Here is a 17,492-nt window from a genome sequence, read left to right as displayed (position 1 = left end):
TGGTTCCCTTTAGATTTATGTCCCGCTGGTTTACCGATTCTCGTTCGTTGCTGGCTGCAAGCCTTTTGTTCTGCGCCGTCTTCTTTTACTTTTCTCAATTGCCCCTCTGGCATACCGATCTGTGGGCCCATCTCTCGTTCGGTCGTATGATCTGGGAGACTGGCGAACTTCCTGTCCGGGAACCCTTTCTACTCACTCCTGATGACCGGTATGTCGTCGATACCGCCTGGCTCTCTCAACTTATTCTGTATGGGATCGAAGCGGATTACGGTGTCGGGGGATTACAGTTGAGCTTTGGCCTGGTCGTGGCTTCCATGGTGGGATTCTTCTTCTTGACCGGATATCGATTGTCGCAGAGTGTACTCATTTCAATCTTGGGAGCGGGGTTGATGCTCTGGCTGGAATGGGAGCAATTTCAAATTATTCGCCCCCAACTGGCGGGGGCATTTCTGTTTGTACTGCTCGTCTGCCGTTACCAATTTCCATTCAGACCTACGTTGCTCCTGTGGATTCCGCCTGTAATGCTGATCAGTGCGAACTTGCATGGGTCCTTCGTCATGGGGGTTGGCTTGTCGGGAGCGTATGTGCTGGCGCAGCTGATTGATTCCATCCGTCAGTCACGAAGTTTGACACATTGGATCAGCCAACCGGAGATTCTATTCAGTGGTCTTCTGTTGCTGGTAACCTTCGTTGTTCCGCTGGTGAATCCCTATGGGGCCTACCTGTATGAGACGGTGCGGACTTTTTCGAAGGATCCCAATTTATATGATCTCATCGAATGGAAACCGCTGACATTACAGATGCGCCAGGGGAAGGCCGCGTTATTTGCCTGCTTGTTACTGCTCGTCCTGTGGCGGCGTAATCGAGCAAGTATCAGCACATTCAATGGCTTATTGCTGTTGGTGTTGGGGATTGCGATGTTGCTCAACAGTCGCATGATTGTCTGGTGGGCTCCAGTGGCGGCAATAGAAGCGACTCGACAATTGCAGGGCAACTTCGGCTCGCTTATGACGAGATTTAAATCACATGAATCGGTCGGGCTGAATCGACTTTATCTGGCGGTAAGTGCATTGATTATTTTGGTCGGGATCTCCTTGACGGTCTCCCAACGGAGCTTTCAACGAGTGACTATTGCTTTGAAAAACGATCACATTACCCACTCACTTACGAAGGCTGTTTCTTTTAAAACTCCACTGGAACTGACGTCATTTTTAAATCAACGATTACAGGAGCGGTTGGAACACGACGAAAAACCCTTTCGAATGTTTCATACAATGGAGTGGGGTGATTTCTTTATCTGGGCGAGCGATGCCGATCAGCCAGTCTTTGTTTATTCGCACGTCCATCTGACACCACGGAAAGTCTGGACTGACTATCGGCTGATGATGCAACTCCGCTCTGGATGGTTGAAGCGGTTGGACGACTACCAGATTGACCTTGTCGTGCTCGACAAGCCTCGGCGAGCTATGATGATCAACCGTCTGCGGGACTCAGACAACTGGCGAGCAATTTATGAGGGTCGCACCGGGATCATTTTTGAGCGTGTTGAACCACTTCGTGATTCTAACTTGGCTCAATAGAGGCAAGGGGGGTAAGTGACGTTCACGGTTTCCACCGTCGGCCGCTCCCGCTCTAATAAAGACGTCGGTGCAGCTACTGGAGACGCCATTCACTAGCTGTGGAGAGCATGATCCTTAGTGCTTTCCTGCAGATACTTCTGTTGAGCCCGCTCAATCACATCAACAAGACGTTTGCGATTGATTGGCTTCGTTTCGAAATCATCTGTTCCGGCTGAGATACATTTTTGTCGGTCGCTACTCATCGCATGAGCAGTCAGAGCGACGATAGGACGCTGGTAGCCAAGCTGTCGCAAAGTCGATGTTGCGGTGTAACCGTCCATGACCGGCATCTGCATATCCATGAGGATCACATCATACGGCCGTCTGTCCGCTTCTTTCTCCATCGCTTCTTCTACGGCTAACTGTCCGTTTTCGACCACGGTGATTTCCATCCCCGCCTTTTTAAGTAGCATCGAAATCAGTCGTTGATTATCTTTACCATCTTCAGCAAGCAGAATACGGGTTTCTTTCTGCGAGGTGGAGGCGATTTCAGCAACGGGAGCGACTTGCTTTGGGGGTAAGGCCATCTCTGTTGACGTCGAGGTGGTCGACTCGATGGCTTTGAAACTGACGGGATTGACCATGCACGAATCATTGACACCATGGACTCCAATCGTTGCGGTGAAGGTGCTCCCTTTGCCTGGTTCGGATGCGGCTGTCAATTTTCCGTTGAGCATCTCGGCGAGACGTCTGGAAATTGTCAGACCAAGGCCCGTTCCGCCATATTTACGCGTCGTTGATTGATCGGCCTGAGAAAATGGCTGGAAGAGATTGGCAACCTGATTGGAATTCATTCCGATTCCGCTGTCGATGACTTCGAATACCAGCTGCTCCACTTCAGGCAGGAAGGAAACCCGCAGTTTAACGAAACCTTCTTTGGTAAACTTAATCGCATTACTTAGCAGGTTGAACAGAATCTGCCGCAACCGAACCGGATCACTATGGATTAGTTCCGGAATCGTACCTATGTATTCCACGAGCAGTGGGATATTCTGATCCTTCGCCCGTCCTTCCATCAAGGAAAAGACTTCTTCGATCAACTCGATGGGGCGACAGACAATATTTTCGACCTGAAGCTTACCCGCTTCGATTTTGGAAATATCCAGAATGTCGTTAATGATTTGTAATAGAAACTCACCATTACGGTTAATGATGGAGAGTGCTTCGGAGAGTTCCCTATTGTCTTCGTATTCTTCGAGCAAGATGTTGGAATACCCAATAATAGCCGTCATCGGGGTTCTGATTTCGTGACTCATGTTCGCCAGGAATTCGGACTTAGCCCGCGTCGAGGCTTCTGCTCTCTGCTTGGCCTCTTCCAGTTCTTCGACCACTTTTACCAATTGCTGAGCATTACGCTCATCTGCTTCCTTGGCGGTTTGCAGGTCTTCCGCGTAGGTTTTGAGTTCTTCTTCTGCTAGCTTGGATTCGGTGACATCTTCCACCGCCCCGAAGTACAGGACACCCTGATCGGAACAGACCGGATTGATGCTGAGCATGCCCCACCGTTTTTTGCCTTTCAGGTCGTTAAGGCGGAAGAGTGAACTGAAACGTTCGCCTGACAAGGTGGTTCGTGTCCAGGCATCGTGTGCTTTCTGGCGTTCCGATTTATGAATAGCATCGCACCAGTGTGCGTTCATCATCTGGCTGAATGGTATCTGCGAAATCGACTGCCAACGGTTATTGGAAAAGGTACAACGGCCTTTGTCGTCGGTTTTGAAAATACCGATCGGCAAGGATTGTCCCAACATACGGAACAGTTCTTCACGCCGCTGCAGATCTTGCAGGATCTGCTCCATCTCCACTTTCTGGGCGGCTTCATGAGCGCGGGTTTCGTTGAGTTCGTGGAACGATTTCATACGGATGAAGTTCACAAACAGCGAAACACCGGCAGAACAAAGCAAAATTATTGCATGTTCGTCCAGCAGGTTTTCTGGAGAGAGATCCAGATGAATATAAAAGAAGATGAGGAAGTAACTGGCTAAGGTTCCCACCAACCATTTACGTGAGAGATAAAGGCTACCAATTCCCACCATGGCGAGCGGGTTCAGGACATCAGCCAGCGTGGAATGGTAATAGTTCTCAGAGATGATAAGGAACGTCAATATCTGCAGCATGCACAAACTGAGCTTCAGATGTGCGGATCGATTCTGAAATCGGGTCGAAACGGACAAGAACCATATCGTCAGCATCAGCAGCGAGGTACTTGCAGCCGCTACCGTAAGCATGTTTCCTCTCGCAGGCAAAGCGAAACAGTAATAACCGGTGAGCGCCAGGAAGAAGAGGCTGAAATAGCCGGCCAGCGGGCGCAGAATACTGATAACAAAGTCGTTAACCGACGATGCGCTTTCGTTTGCAACAGACTCTTCGCTAGTAGTTGTGTTTAACATGAAGTTGTACCAACCGGTTCCTCAATCAGAGACCTGCTTTCGAATGAAAGCAGAAGAGGTAGGAAGTGAAGAAGCTTGTAGATTGGCAAATGCCCCGAGGGGGAAACTGCCAGAACCGAGAACCTTGCTTCCAGCGATAAACTGGCATCTGTTCTACGAAGGGATCTACTTACTTCCACGGTCTCTAAATTGTTTAGACAGCCTAACTATATTTCGTCTAAGCTAAATAGGCGGCTGGAATTACTTAAATTCAGATCGACTTTGGATTGACGGTTTAGTTCGAGAGCTTCTTAGGAACAGACGATCAGGGCCGAAGAGTACGCATGGCCGGTTGTGGCGGTTAGACGAATGCTGTAGCAGGCTTTACAGGTGTATCGGACCTGCCTTTGATGCTTGCTTGGATTCTGTCGCTTGTAGCAGTCGCAAGGGGCGGGTTGAGGTAATTTCCTCAACAGAAGGCCGGGCCTTACTCAGACATCCCGTAGCGATTTGGCGGAGGCTTTCGCTTCGACTTGAACTTGTTCAAGTAACATGGCAACCACGTCGTCTGGTTGGATCCGGTCACTATCTGCTTGGAAATTCGTCACCAAGCGGTGCCTGAGCACAGGTCGTGCAATGGCCTGAACATCTTTAGTCGTTACTTGAAATCGTCCCTGCAGGAGCGCGTAGGCTTTGGCCCCCATAATGAGGAACTGCCCCGCGCGAGGCCCGGCTCCCCAGGAAACGTACTGTTTAATAAAGGGGTAAGCCCCCTCCTCCAGTGGTCGGGTTTGCCGGATCAAATCGCGGGCATAGACATAAACATGTTCGGGAACTGGAATCTTCTGTACGACTTCCTGTAGAGCCAGCACCTGTGCCCCAGTCAACGCGCAATCGAGTTCGGGACGGGCGCCGCGTGTCGTTTGTTTTAGAATTCGGAGTTCTTCCGCGGCGGACGGATAGGAAACTGTAATCTGATACATAAACCGATCGAGCTGCGCCTCGGGAAGAGGATAAGTCCCTTCCTGTTCAATCGGGTTCTGTGTCGCCAGTACAAAGAAGGGATCAGGTAGCTTGTAGGTATGGGTGCCCACGCTGACATGGCGTTCTTGCATTGCTTCGAGCAATGCCGCCTGTGTTTTGGGAGGCGTCCGGTTGATTTCATCGGCCAGCAGGATATTGGTAAACAACGGTCCTTTCATGAACCGGAAACTCCGTTTACCCGTTTCCGGATCGTCCTGTAATACGTCCGTTCCGGTTATGTCCGAGGGCATCAGGTCGGGCGTAAATTGGATTCGTCGGTAGGAAAGCTCCAATGCCTGGGCAATGGTGCTGACCAGTAACGTCTTTGCCAAGCCAGGGACTCCCACCAGCAGGCAGTGTCCGCCGCTGAACAGGGATGTCAGCATCAGGTCAACGACTTCCTCCTGACCGATGATCACCTTCCGGATCTCGGTCCGCAACCGTGATTGAGCTGCCGCCAGACCTTGCAGTGCTTTGGCCTCCCGTTCCTGTAACGCCTCTTGCGCGTCCTTCGGATTGGGGTTTCTTTCGGTTGTGGGTTGGTCTGGGGTCGTCATGAAGAAGCGTCACCATTAATTTTAAATCACGGATCGGGTACAATCGGAGCACTACAGGGGAGTCGTCACTATCGTATCGAGCGGACCGGGGGAATGCCATTCCCAGTTTTTCAGGTCATGTACCGACACGAACGGCACCCTTGGTTTTCACCGTATCTTTAAGGCCCCATAGAGACAGTCATCAGGAGAGAGGCTTCATGGAAAATGAACAACAGCAGCAGGTCGCCTACCTGATCTTTGACGTAGAAACGGTTGCGGATGGAGATTTAATCGCCAAAGTCCGATACCCGGGTAAAGGGCATTCCGCAGAAGAGGCGGTTCGGCAGTATCGGGATGAGTTGCTGGAGCAAACTGGGAGAGATGTTTTACCAGCAACCTTTATGCTGCCGATCTCGGTGGCGGTGGCAAAGATTGATTCCCACTTTCGCCTGATCGATCTGACGGTCCTCGACTCTCCGGAATACCGCCCGCACGAAATTACGCGGCGTTTCTGGATGGGCTGGCGGCACTACCAGCATCCTACTTTTGTCACTTTCAACGGTCGTGGCTACGATTTGCCCGTGATGGAACTCGCTGCGTATCGATACGGTTACAGTCTTCCAGAGTGGTTCAATCTCAACGCCCGGTCATTCGAGCAGGCGCGGAACAGATACAACACGACTTCGCATTTGGATCTGATGGATCTCTTCACCAACTTTGGTGCAGGCAAAGCAACCGGTGGCCTCAACTTGCTGGCGAACCTGATCGGCAAACCGGGCAAGACAGGCATCGATGGTTCTTATGTGCAAGACATGTATGAACGGGGTGAAGTCGAAGCGATCAACGATTACTGTCGCTGCGATGTGCTCGATACGTATTTCGTGTTCCTTCGCAGCCGCGTTCTCTGCGGTCAACTGACGATCGAGCAGGAACAGGATCTCGTCTCCAAGACTAAGACGTGGCTCGAAACCCAGGCAACCGATAGCCCGGCTTATACACACTACCTGAAACACTGGGGCAAATGGTCTCCACCAGCGACAGAGGTGTAGGGCCATTTCAAAACCGCCAGAGGCGTAGGGCCGTTTCAAAACAAGGTATGCGTCTAATACAAACCCGCGATGGCAAACGTTGCCATGCCGTGCTGAGCAATTTGGGGATTCAGCAGGGTTGAATGGCCTGGCTGACTTCGGCCAGTTGTTCCTGAGTGTTCACGCCCATCGCTTCTTCGATGGTGAACAGGCAGCTGGCGAGAACCGTTTCACCTGCTTGCTGCATTATGCCGGGGCAGTCCGTCAGGTAATACTCCGATTGAGAGTTTTCCGGTTTCAACTGATCGAGTGAACGGAGCAGCGACTGCGAGTCAAACGCGTAACATCCGGTATTGATCTCGGTGATTTGCTGTTCGGCTTCATTGGCATCTTTCTGTTCGACGATCCGTTCAAATTGACCATCGGCGCTGCGGACAACGCGTCCGAGGCCGAAGTTATTTTCGGTGTTCGCAGAACCGATCACGGCACTCGCATTATTATCAACGAGTTGTTTAACCAGCCCTTCCAAAGAGCTTGCTTGCAGCAACGGCGTATCGCCCGCAAGAACTACGACGGGTCCGTTGTGTGCCGCCAGTTGATCGCGACAACTCATCACGGCATGGCCTGTGCCCAGTTGTTCTGTTTGCAAAGCAAATTCTAACTCGTCATGATGCGAAAGTGCTTGCTGCACGCGTTCAGCCTGATGGCCGACGACGACCACGACTTTATTCAACCCCGCACTGCGAACGGCATCCAGAACATAGTCGATCATCGGTTTCCCGTGGATTTCATGCAGAACCTTGGGCAGGTCTGATTTCATCCGGGTACTGCGTCCTGCTGCCAGTACAATGGCCAGTTGATCGCTCATGGTGCTTCGCTTTCAGGTAGGTTGTCGTGGTCTGATTATAAGTTAATCACGGCCCGTTCGGACGGTCGCCTGTCTTAGAATCGGTAGCCACCCTGCAACAGGAAGCCATCGCCGATATCAAAGCCAGGGGTGCCATTGTTGAAGGTCACCTCACGATTGAAGACCCATCCTGCTTCGATGAATTTCTGATAGTGTCCTCGATCGAAATAGATACCCATGACGGCTCGCCAGTCTTCAATTTGAATTTTCTCTCGAACACCTGCGGGTTCCATGTCGATCTCGTAAGCATCTACGTGATACTCCCCTTTACCATAGAGCCAGGTTTTGTATCCCATAAAGTTACCCAGGAAGTAACTGATTCGCGATTCGGGTGACATGATCCGGAATTCCCATCGGGGGCTGGGGGTCCAGACGAAACCAGCGTAGGGAATCCATTGATCATCAACACGGTCCCAGAACCCAACACCCAAAGCATAAGTCATCGTAGGTGATGCATTGTAAAACAAAATTCCGCGACCATCCCAGTTGTAGGCATCCGAAGTTAAATTATCCTGCAAGTCGGTATTGATCGACGGAGTAAATCCAAGTTGCACACTCCACGGACCGTTGGCAGGTGTTTCCAGTTCAAAGTCCCAACCAAAGCGATACACTTCGCTGGGCAAGTTGCGTGTCGGAATCGGGGAGCTATCAGGGCCATCCCAGAACTGAACACCAAACTGTGGTGTTGATGAGAGAACCCAGTATTGAGCGAACGGCATCGAATATTCCCACTCGGCGTCGAACTCGAGAATGCCAAAATCTCCCACGTCCGGCGAGGTCGATTCTGCCGGCATCCAGTTGACGTCGTAACGCTGTTTCCAGCCGAAGTCGTAAGGTTGAGCTCCAGTGAACCCCTGCGTGGGAGCAGGACCAGGCATGATTGGCTGATACGGATTGAATTGCTGTTGTTGCGGTGCGAGGAATGGATCGTTCCCGGGTACCGTAAAGGCCGGATCGGGTGCTGGCGACGGGGTCGTTGGTGACTGCAGCGGAGCCGAGAAATCGGGCGGAGCGCCAAAGTCATTGCCCCCAGGGGCGGGCAGATTGAAATCTCCACTCGGATCTCCCAAACCACTAAAAGGATCGGAGTTCTGCATCGCCATGGTAATGGGGGGCAAAAAATCATCGGCCAGTAAACAGGGCGAAATCAGCAGAGTCAGTATTAAAGTGCACAGTTTTGTCTTCACAGTGCTACCTATCCAGTACAGGGTCGAAATCGAGAGAAGAGACCGGCAACAAGCCCACCGGTTTCCTGGAGAAAGTCGGCGGATTGTCAAAAAAGATTCAAGTTTGGTCAACACCAATGTCGAGGGTGGGCGTTCCCTCGGGCGTTGGTTTCACCAAACCCCTGTTTTTGCAGCATTTAATGAATACCTCGCTCGAAGTCCCTCTACCTCCAAAGGGCCTCCAATTGAAGGAAACGGGAAAATTTGGCGCGGAACCGGGAAGGAAAACGAGTCTGGTGAACTTGGGCTTGATTGAATACAGTTACTCCCGTTCAGAAAAAAATCTTCTGCCTACCGAATCAAAAAGTGTTCCCGATGAATCTGTTTAAACGCCTCGAATGGAATCTTTCGCAGTCCCTGAAGCACACCGTGATTGGCTTTCACAAAAAGTCGGGCAAGGTGATGCTCAGCGACACGACTCTCCGCGATGGCGAACAGATGCCGGGCGCCACCTTGGAACCAGACGAGAAAGTCCGTATTGCTCAACTACTTGAGAAAACGGGAGTTCATTCGCTCGACGCCGGTTTCCCTGCATCCTCGCAAGCCGATATCGACGCCATTCGTATGATGGTGGGAGTCATCAAAAAGCCGGTCCTCACAGCTCTCTGCCGGACTGTCAAAGGAGATGTCGATGCTGCCGAAGTTGCTCTCGAAGGCCAACCACTGGCCAAGAGGGGGGTCAGCCTGTTCTGTGGAACGAGTCCCCTGCACCGGGAACATAAACTGAATAAATCGAAAACAGAAATTCTGGATCTCATCGGAGAGACGGTTTCTTATGCCTCCAAAAAATTTCTGATCGTCGCCTTCAGCCCGGAGGACGCCAGCCGAACCGAAAAAGATTTTCTTTGCGAATGTTACACCGAGGCCATCAAAGCCGGGGCAACCACCATCGGCTTCCCCGACACCGTCGGTTTTCTCACTCCACCGCAGGCGGTTGATTTCATCAAAGAGATTCAGAGCAACGTCCCCAACCTGCACAAAGCTCTGCTCGCCGTTCACTTTCACAATGATCTCGGTCTCGCCGTGGCAAACTCACTCGCCTGCATCGCAGAGGGAGCCAACGTCGTCCAATGTACGGTTAACGGAATTGGCGAACGAGCGGGCAACGCCGCGCTCGAAGAAGTCGCCGTAGCACTAAAGATGCATGAAAAAGAATTCGGTCGCAAAGTCAAAATCGATCTCGCGCAACTTGGACCGCTAAGCCAAACCGTCTCCGAGCTAACCGGCATCCCCATCTCGCGTCTCAAACCCATCGGAGGTCAACAAGCCTTCACCCCCGATCCCACCGGGTTTGAGATAGCCGCCTACGATGCGAGCATTGTAGGGCTATAGGATAATACTCTTTGCTCTCCCGGCTTGAATGCTTCCATCTCACTGTCCTACCAGCTTGCATCACCCTTACTAATGCAAGCTGGGGTTGAGAGGGGGGAGAGAGTGATTCAAAAACTCTCCTTCATTACAATTCAACTTCTCATCAACTCATCGCGCCGCGTGCTGCCAGGTAACTGCATAGCGTCAGTAAGGTCACACCGGAAATGGTTTTTGTGAGTTGCGGGAGTTTGGCGAGGGTGATGGCACCCAGCATCAGGATGACTGTGGGGCCAACATCGCCCCAGGGGATGAGGGGGAAGACAAAGCCCTTGTTGTGAAATGGCCAGAAGGGGAGGACTTCCCAGTGTGATAGGCCGTGGCCGCCCGAGACCACCATGTCGCAGAAGAGATGCACGATCTGACAGGTGGCGACGATTACAAACAGAAAGAGAAACGAGGCCGCGACTGGTGGGCTATTAACTCGCGTCTGGGCCTCGGTGAGGAGTATCCGGCTGGACCGCCGGGCAAGCCGTTCGATCCAGTGAAACCGATACTGTGAACCTGCCAGGATGAGAGAGGTGATCACAATCACCAACAGGTTATGTCCCCAAACCCGGTGCCCCGCATCAAACTGCTCCACACTCACCAGCAGTGCCAGCCCGTCGAAGTCGGGGAGAATCGACGCTACCGCCGCCAGCGTGATTGCTGCCCAACCCGCTTTTGTATTCACCCCTAATAGTAAAGCACCATGCATACCGACCAGCGCATGTTCGATCGTGGTCATCGATGAAACCCTGTCGAGAGGGGAAACGAAGAAAGAACTGTGCTGTAATATTAGCTACGCATGGTCGACTCGTCCAGTAGTGAATTCAACGATATAATAATTCGCATCCGCCCGCCGAGGCATTTCATTCGAATTCATTCCGAAAGCGACTCACTCGACATGCAACCACACGGTGTTCTGGAAACGATTATTTACGCCGACGATCTCACGGGGATCAAGCAGTTCTACACGGATGTCCTCGGGCTGGAAGTGCTGGATGAGGATCCCCCGCATCACATTTTTTTTCGTTGTCGGCAGAGTCTGTTTCTCGTCTTCAATCCAGACCGATCCAGCGGGCACAACATGGAAGTCGCCGGTGTCGAGATCCCCCGCCATGGAGCCCACGGCCCCTGTCACATGGCTTTCCGGATGAAGGAAAACGAACTGGAAGAATGGAGACAAAAACTGACTGAGAAAGAAATCGAAATCGAAGCTGAAATCGACTGGCCCCAGGGCGGCAAATCCCTCTACTTCCGCGACCCGGCCAACAATAGCATCGAACTGGCCACCGCCAAGTTATGGAAGATCTTGGAGGATTAGGGGGGGGGGGTGAAGCTCTCTTTCAACACGAAGGCACAAAGGCACAAAGATTTTAAGATGACAATGAGAGAGGGTGTCCTTCAAGGGTGCATTTCCGGTTGATGGTTCTGCACACGCTTTGTGTCGCTATGCAGTCCAGACAACTCTTCGAGTTTGTCTGGACTTACCCTGATTTACTTCGTGTCTTCGTGACTTCGTGTTGAAAATCAGCCGTTCAACTCGAAACAATGCTGATCGAAACGATGTCGAGTTCTCCCACATTCTCCCACCCTCACCTTCACCCTCCCCCCTTCGCTGTGATACACTGAAACGATGCTCTTATCGGAGGCATTTCTTCTCTCTATGTTCATCTCAGGTTGGCGTTGAATTATGCGTAAACTGAAAAGTGGCGGTGGGTGGCAGGCGATGAAGTATAGCTTCAAGCTGTTCCATCGAGTCGGGTGGCTTAATATGTGGCGGTCGATGTCTGCCCGCAATACGTGTAAGACCTGTGCGGTTGGTATGGGGGGCCAGTCCGGGGGGATGAAGAACGAAGCGGGGCACTTCCCCGAAGTCTGTAAGAAATCGTTCCAGGCGATGGCGTCCGATTTACAGGCGGCTATTCCGGCGGACTTCTTCGAGAAAATGACGATCCCCAAACTTCGGTCCCTCTCTTCACGCGAATTGGAGAACAGCGGGCGGTTGGTTCAACCGATGATTTGTGGACCGAAGCACGACCAGTATCGTCCCATCAGTTGGGAGGACGCCTTTGATAAAATCGCCGGGCAAATGAACGCCAGCGGACCGGACAAAACCTTTTTCTATGTCAGTGGCCGCTCCTCCAACGAGGCCGGGTTTCTTCTGCAGATGATGGCCCGCCTGTTCGGGACGAACTTCGTCAACAACTGTTCGTTCTATTGCCATCAACCGAGCGGCGTCGGGCTGACGAGTAGCTTGGGAACCGGGGCGGGGACGGTTCAACTGGAAGATCTCGATAAGACCGACCTCTATATTCTGGTCGGTGCTAACCCGGCCTCCAATCATCCGCGGTTGATGCGCACGTTGATGGAAATTCGGCGACGCGGTGGTAAAGTCGTCGTGCTGAACCCGGTTAAAGAACTCGGCCTCGTCAACTTTAAAGTGCCAAGCGATGTCCGCAGCCTGTTGTTCGGTTCCGAAATTGCGAGCACCTACATCCAGCCTCATATCGGGGGCGACATGGCACTGCTCGCCGGTGTGGCGAAGAATGTGCTCGAAAGTAATGCCCAGTCTCAACAGTTTATTGATGAACACACCGAAGGCTTCGCGGAATTCAAAGATCAAATCGATCAGACGAGTTGGGACGAAATCATTACCAAGTCGGGTGTGGATCGCGCGACGATTGATGACTTGAGCCGCCAGTACATGGATGCCAAAAACTGTGTTATCGCCTGGGCCATGGGAATCACGCATCATCTGCATGCGACCGAAAATGTGCAGATGATCGCCAACGTCGCTCTGCTTCGCGCGATGGTTGGTCGGCGTGAAGCGGGCGTCATGCCGATTCGTGGTCACAGTAATGTGCAGGGAATGGGGTCCGTGGGCGTCGTGCCGCAATTGAAAACGAATATGCTCGAACGGTTCGAGCAAAAACTCGGCATTTCCATTCCCAAGTCACCCGGTTACGACACGATGGCCTGCATGCAGGCGGCCCGGCGAGGAGAGATGGAAACTGCCTTCTGTCTGGGAGGCAACCTGTTCGGCAGCAACCCGGATGCGCAGTTCGCGACGGAGGCGTTTGGTAACCTCAAATTAAACGTCTATCTCTCGACAACATTAAACACCGGCCACGCCTGGGGACTTGGTCAGGAAACGATCATTCTGCCCGTTTTTCCTCGCGATGAAGAACCTCAACCCACAACCCAGGAGTCGATGTTCAGCTTCGTCCGAATGAGCGACGGAGGAACACAACGCCTGGAAGGTCCACGGAGTGAAGTCAGCATTATCAACGCCATCGCCAAAAAATTGCTTGGCAGCGACAGCCCGATTGATTGGGACGAACTGGAAAGTCACTCCGCCATTCGCAAACTGATTTCGGAATTGATTCCAGGTTACGAACAACTGGGTGAGATCGACGCCACCAAAAAAGAATTTCACGTCACTGGCCGAACCTTGGAAGGCTACAATTTTCCAACCCCCAGCGGCAAAGCGAAGTTCCACGCCTTACCGATTCCGGAACCACCCGCTCTGCAGGATAACGAACTCCGGTTAATGACGGTTCGTTCCGAAGGTCAGTTCAACACGGTTGTTTACGATGAAGAAGATATCTACCGGGGACAGGAACGCCGCGATGTCATACTGCTCAACGAAACGGACATGCAAAAACTCGGGTTAACCTCCGACCAGCGCGTGCGAGTCAAAAGTGGCGCGGGTGAAATGCGTTACCTACTGGCCCGGCCGTTCTTCATTCGGGCGGGCAATGCCTTGATGTATTACCCCGAAGCGAATGCACTGGTTTCAACCGAGGTCGATGATACGTCGAAGACTCCCAGTTATAAATCGATCGTCATCACCATCACTCCCGAAGAAGTCGCTTCCGAACAGGTCGCCACCCCGGTCGGATAACGCACGATGCCCTCCCTTCCCCGCAAATTGTTCGATCGTGTTCTGTCGCACCCTACGCTCGTGGAGCAGCCGCCCGTGCTGGTCGATATTGGCGCGTCGGGTGACATGCACGCTGCTTGGAAATCGCTGGCGGCGCACTCGATCTGTATCGCCTTCGATGCTGATCAACGGGAATTCGATGAAACGACGACGGCCTCTTCCGGGTATAAGCAGTTGCATCTTATTCCCGCCGCAGTTGTGGCTGAAAAACAGACCGACGCGCCCTTCTACCTGACAGAATCCCCCTTCTGTTCCAGCCTGCTTTCCCCCGACAACGAGGCACTGACCGTTTGGGACTTTGCGCCGTTGTTCGAGGTTAAAGAGAAAACGACCGTCCCGACCATTACGTTACCGGAAGTCCTCAATAAACTGGAACTTGATTGCATCGACTGGTTCAAGACCGATTCGCAGGGGACGGATTTGCGTCTCTTCATGAGCTTGCCCGAAGAGATTCGGAACCGAATTCTCCTCGCGGAATTCGAACCCGGCCTGATCGACGCTTACGAAGGGGAAGACAAACTGCACGAAGTCCTGGCACAATTATCCAAAGAACCCTTCTGGCTCAGTCACTTCGATATCAAAGGCCCTCGTCGGATTGCATCCGAAATACTTCGCCAGCAATCCCCAACGCGTCAACGTCTTTGGTCGAAAGGGCAACGCCCCTCTCCCGGTTGGGGTGAGATGTGTTACCTCAATACTTATAAGGGACAACATTCGCTGCGAAGCTATCTCCTCGGTTGGATGCTCACCACACTCCAGAACCAACACGGCTTCGCTCTGGAGTTGATGGTTAACGCCCAAGAGTTATATAACGAACCTCTCTTGGACGACCTGAATAAATGGACCACCCGCCGACTGTCTACATCCGGGTTAGCACAAGTACCTACTTGGGTGATCGGAAAGTTGCTAGGCAAGTGAGTTTCTTACCAACCTACGATTTCGTCTGTCGGCCTATATCATCAACTTAAGATGTCATTCACTTAAGTAAGCACAAAACATAGGGTGCCACGGCTAGAGCGCATTCCAGATGACCGTAGCGTGTTCTGGCGGCGTAGCCTAGTAGTAGTTTCAAAACCCTCTGATGGGTCACGTTCACCCTGTCCATGTAGAGTATCAGACAGCCACAACCGGGTTTTGAAATGGCCTCTACTGTTTTTAAGGGCTTTTCGGGACCGATAGCCGCCACACTTATCCTGGACAGGTTCTAGCTAGCCTAGACGTGCGATAGCAACATCGGTCCTCGAATGCTGCATCACAAGAAAAGCGGTCACCTCTGGCTTGATTCCGTAATCACGACCCGTTGAAACTACACTCTCAATCGTCCACACAACGGCACGGTTTGGCAAGCAAACCGTGGCACACTTCAATAGGTCGTCTGATATTGAGGGGAAGGAGATGGGCAATTAATAGAAGCGATGATTGTGGACCATGCTACTGATGATATATCACTCAAGGGTGCCACGGCTAGCTCGCCTAGCCGTGCGATTGCAACATCGGTCTTCGATGCTCTTTCAAGAGAAAAGCTGTCACGTTTGGATTGATTCCTTAATCACAACCCGTTGAAGTTTTATCCTCAATCGTCCACACAACGGCACGGCTTGACAAGCAAACCGTGGCACCCCTGCCTTGTTGATTTTTATTTTTCAAGCCTAAAGGAATCGAGCTTGTCGATTCGTGGTAACTCGCTGTCCGGTGGTGTTTCTGGTAAGACATACGATCGTCCACTGGACCATTTCCAATCGACTGCCCGTTCGACTAATCCTCGTTTAACGGGATTCTCGTGGATGTAGTTAATGGCTAATTCCAAAGTCTTCTGATTCGTGATGTTTCTATCGTAGCCTGGTCCGTCCAGCCAAAATCGGAAGCGGAACTCACCGTCACGTTTAGGCATCATCAATTCGTTTAATAACGGACTGTCCGTCTTTATCAATTCTTGCTTTATCCGATAGGAGAAGGGACGTTTGATTCCACTCAGCAATGTTGAGATAGATCCACTCCCCGGTTGGGGAGTGACAAGTAAATGGACATGTTCCGGCATTAATACGAATGCAATCAGACCATATCGATGCCGAGCCATAGCCCGTGTGATATGTTCGGCGAGGAGCTTCTTCCAAGTTTCATTCACCAGCAACGGTTTCCGTTGATGACATGAGAATGTGAGTTCGTGAATGTCGGGAGAATCCTCGAAGTGGCGAACTGTTTTACGATGATTGTGGACCATGCTATTGATGATATATCACTCAAGGGTGCCACGGCTAGCTCGTCTAGCCGTGCGATTGCAACATCGGTCTTCGAATGCTCCTTCAAGAGAAAAGCTGTCTCGTTTGGATTGATTCCTCAATCACAACCCGTTGAAGTTTTATCCTCAATCGTCCACACAACGGCACGGTTTGACAAGCAAACCGTGGCACACTTCAATAGGTCGTCTGGCATTGAGGGGAAGTGCCTGACTTCAATTTGCCTTCACTCTGGACCAGGTTTTAATCGTGTTATTTCAATTGAAATATGGTTAAATCAAATCCGTGTTTATCTGCGTCCATCTGTGGTTCCAACCCGAAAAACATATTCTCCCATGACCTATCTTCGATCTGTATTCATACTATGTGCCCTGTTGGTCTGCGTGCCGCTTCATGCGGAGGAGCCTGATTTGCTGAAGACGTTTGTGGAGGAGTTGGTAGTCATCACTCCTGGCGAGGGAAATTTTCCAAAGTCGTTCCAGATGGGATCGAGGATTGAAGGAGAACAGGCGGAGCCAGTGCACGAGGTCACCTTCGATTATTCGTTTTCGATAGCGAAGTATGAGGTGCCGCAAAACCTGTATGAACTGGTAATGGAGGAAAACCCGAGTCGCTGGACCGGGCCGCGGAACTCAGTGGAGATGATGTCGCCGGACGAGGCACGGGAATTCTGTGAGAAATTGACCGGTCTGTTACGGGCCCGGAAGTTGATCGCCGAGAGCGAAATCATTCGGTTACCGTCCGAGGCGGAATGGGAGTATTGCTGTCGTGCGGGAACAACGACCGTTTACAGCTTCGGGAACAAAGCGCAAGCGGACGAGGATCTCGGCAAGATGGCCTCGATTCTGGACGACTTTGCCTGGCACACCGGGAACGCTGCCGGGAACGATCCCCCCGTTGGGGCCCTCAAACCGAACCCTTGGGGCCTGTACGATATGCATGGATATTTGTGGGAATTCGTTTCGGACGATGGGGTTGCTGGTTTCACAGACGCCCCGACCGACGGTTCTCCACGTCGAACAAATGACGCAAAACAGGCTGTTTTGCGAGGAGGATCGTGGAAAAACAGGTATGATGAGTTGACCAGCAGCTATCGAAAAATGATGAAGGAATCGGTCCGGGACGATGCTGTTGGGTTCCGCTGTGTCAAAAGTACACCTGTCCCGGGAGGCGAAACGGGCCAATAGGGTGGCAGCGGGGCTTTTCCGGCGGAGCAAAAATATTTGATGAACATCTCTGTTCAGGCATAAAACG

13 protein-coding genes are annotated in these 17,492 nt (G+C 51.9%); 7 read left to right on the top strand and 6 right to left on the bottom strand.

The genetic code is table 11. The features are described from left to right. Positions 1–17 precede the first annotated feature (17 nt). Positions 18–1,580: a hypothetical protein gene (locus tag Pla110_RS21825; protein ID WP_144999242.1), complete on the top strand. Its 1,563-nt coding sequence runs from the start codon at positions 18–20 to the stop codon at positions 1,578–1,580. 92 nt (positions 1,581–1,672) lie between these two features. On the opposite strand, the gene Pla110_RS21820 is transcribed toward Pla110_RS21825, so the two are convergent. Continuing rightward, positions 1,673–4,006, bottom strand: a complete 2,334-nt coding sequence (locus Pla110_RS21820; RefSeq protein WP_144999240.1) for a PAS domain-containing hybrid sensor histidine kinase/response regulator — start codon at positions 4,004–4,006, stop codon at positions 1,673–1,675. A 470-nt stretch (positions 4,007–4,476) separates the two neighbouring features. Further along, complete coding sequence (locus tag Pla110_RS21815; RefSeq protein WP_144999238.1) at positions 4,477–5,565, bottom strand: AAA family ATPase; 1,089 nt, start codon at positions 5,563–5,565, stop codon at positions 4,477–4,479. 197 nt (positions 5,566–5,762) lie between these two features. Between Pla110_RS21815 and Pla110_RS21810 the strand changes: the two genes are divergently transcribed. Continuing rightward, positions 5,763–6,593 (top strand): 3'-5' exonuclease, encoded by an 831-nt coding sequence (locus Pla110_RS21810; RefSeq protein ID WP_144999236.1) that lies wholly within the window; start codon positions 5,763–5,765, stop codon positions 6,591–6,593. 109 nt (positions 6,594–6,702) lie between these two features. Here the strand turns inward: Pla110_RS21810 and Pla110_RS21805 are convergent, their stop codons facing one another. Further along, a complete protein-coding gene (locus Pla110_RS21805) occupies positions 6,703–7,440 on the bottom strand; it encodes a sugar phosphate nucleotidyltransferase (protein ID WP_144999234.1) in 738 nt (245 codons plus the stop codon). A 74-nt stretch (positions 7,441–7,514) separates the two neighbouring features. Next, positions 7,515–8,666 (bottom strand): hypothetical protein, encoded by a 1,152-nt coding sequence (locus Pla110_RS21800; protein WP_144999232.1) that lies wholly within the window; start codon positions 8,664–8,666, stop codon positions 7,515–7,517. A 354-nt stretch (positions 8,667–9,020) separates the two neighbouring features. Between Pla110_RS21800 and Pla110_RS21795 the strand changes: the two genes are divergently transcribed. Further along, entirely contained in the window at positions 9,021–10,037 is a 1,017-nt protein-coding gene (locus Pla110_RS21795) for a beta/alpha barrel domain-containing protein (RefSeq protein ID WP_144999230.1), read from the top strand. Positions 10,038–10,179: 142 nt separating this feature from the next. Here Pla110_RS21795 and Pla110_RS21790 read toward each other — a convergent pair whose 3' ends face one another. Further along, on the bottom strand, positions 10,180–10,800 hold the full coding sequence (locus tag Pla110_RS21790; RefSeq protein ID WP_144999228.1) for a metal-dependent hydrolase: 621 nt from the start codon (positions 10,798–10,800) through the stop codon (positions 10,180–10,182). 159 nt (positions 10,801–10,959) lie between these two features. On the opposite strand from Pla110_RS21790, the gene Pla110_RS21785 reads away from it, so the two are divergent. From Pla110_RS21785 to Pla110_RS21775, 3 genes are all read left to right on the top strand, one after another. Further along, positions 10,960–11,379, top strand: coding sequence for a VOC family protein (locus Pla110_RS21785; protein WP_197440385.1), 420 nt, complete (start codon positions 10,960–10,962; stop codon positions 11,377–11,379). Between the two features lie 369 nt (positions 11,380–11,748). Beyond that, positions 11,749–13,962: an FdhF/YdeP family oxidoreductase gene (locus tag Pla110_RS21780; RefSeq protein WP_144999224.1), complete on the top strand. Its 2,214-nt coding sequence runs from the start codon at positions 11,749–11,751 to the stop codon at positions 13,960–13,962. 6 nt (positions 13,963–13,968) lie between these two features. Beyond that, positions 13,969–14,919: an FkbM family methyltransferase gene (locus Pla110_RS21775; protein WP_144999222.1), complete on the top strand. Its 951-nt coding sequence runs from the start codon at positions 13,969–13,971 to the stop codon at positions 14,917–14,919. Positions 14,920–15,637: 718 nt separating this feature from the next. Here Pla110_RS21775 and Pla110_RS21770 read toward each other — a convergent pair. Then, entirely contained in the window at positions 15,638–16,222 is a 585-nt protein-coding gene (locus Pla110_RS21770) for an REP-associated tyrosine transposase (RefSeq protein ID WP_144999220.1), read from the bottom strand. A 351-nt stretch (positions 16,223–16,573) separates the two neighbouring features. Here Pla110_RS21770 and Pla110_RS21765 point away from each other — a divergent pair, with 351 nt between their 5' ends. Then, positions 16,574–17,425 (top strand): formylglycine-generating enzyme family protein, encoded by an 852-nt coding sequence (locus Pla110_RS21765; protein ID WP_144999218.1) that lies wholly within the window; start codon positions 16,574–16,576, stop codon positions 17,423–17,425. Positions 17,426–17,492 lie beyond the last annotated feature (67 nt).

Origin of the sequence: Polystyrenella longa, assembly GCF_007750395.1 — a bacterium.
In the GTDB taxonomy this organism is placed as follows: Bacteria; Planctomycetota; Planctomycetia; order Planctomycetales; family Planctomycetaceae; genus Polystyrenella; species Polystyrenella longa.
The sequence above is the reverse complement of the archived record's forward strand: the minus strand, read 5'-3'. Positions and strand labels throughout refer to the sequence as shown.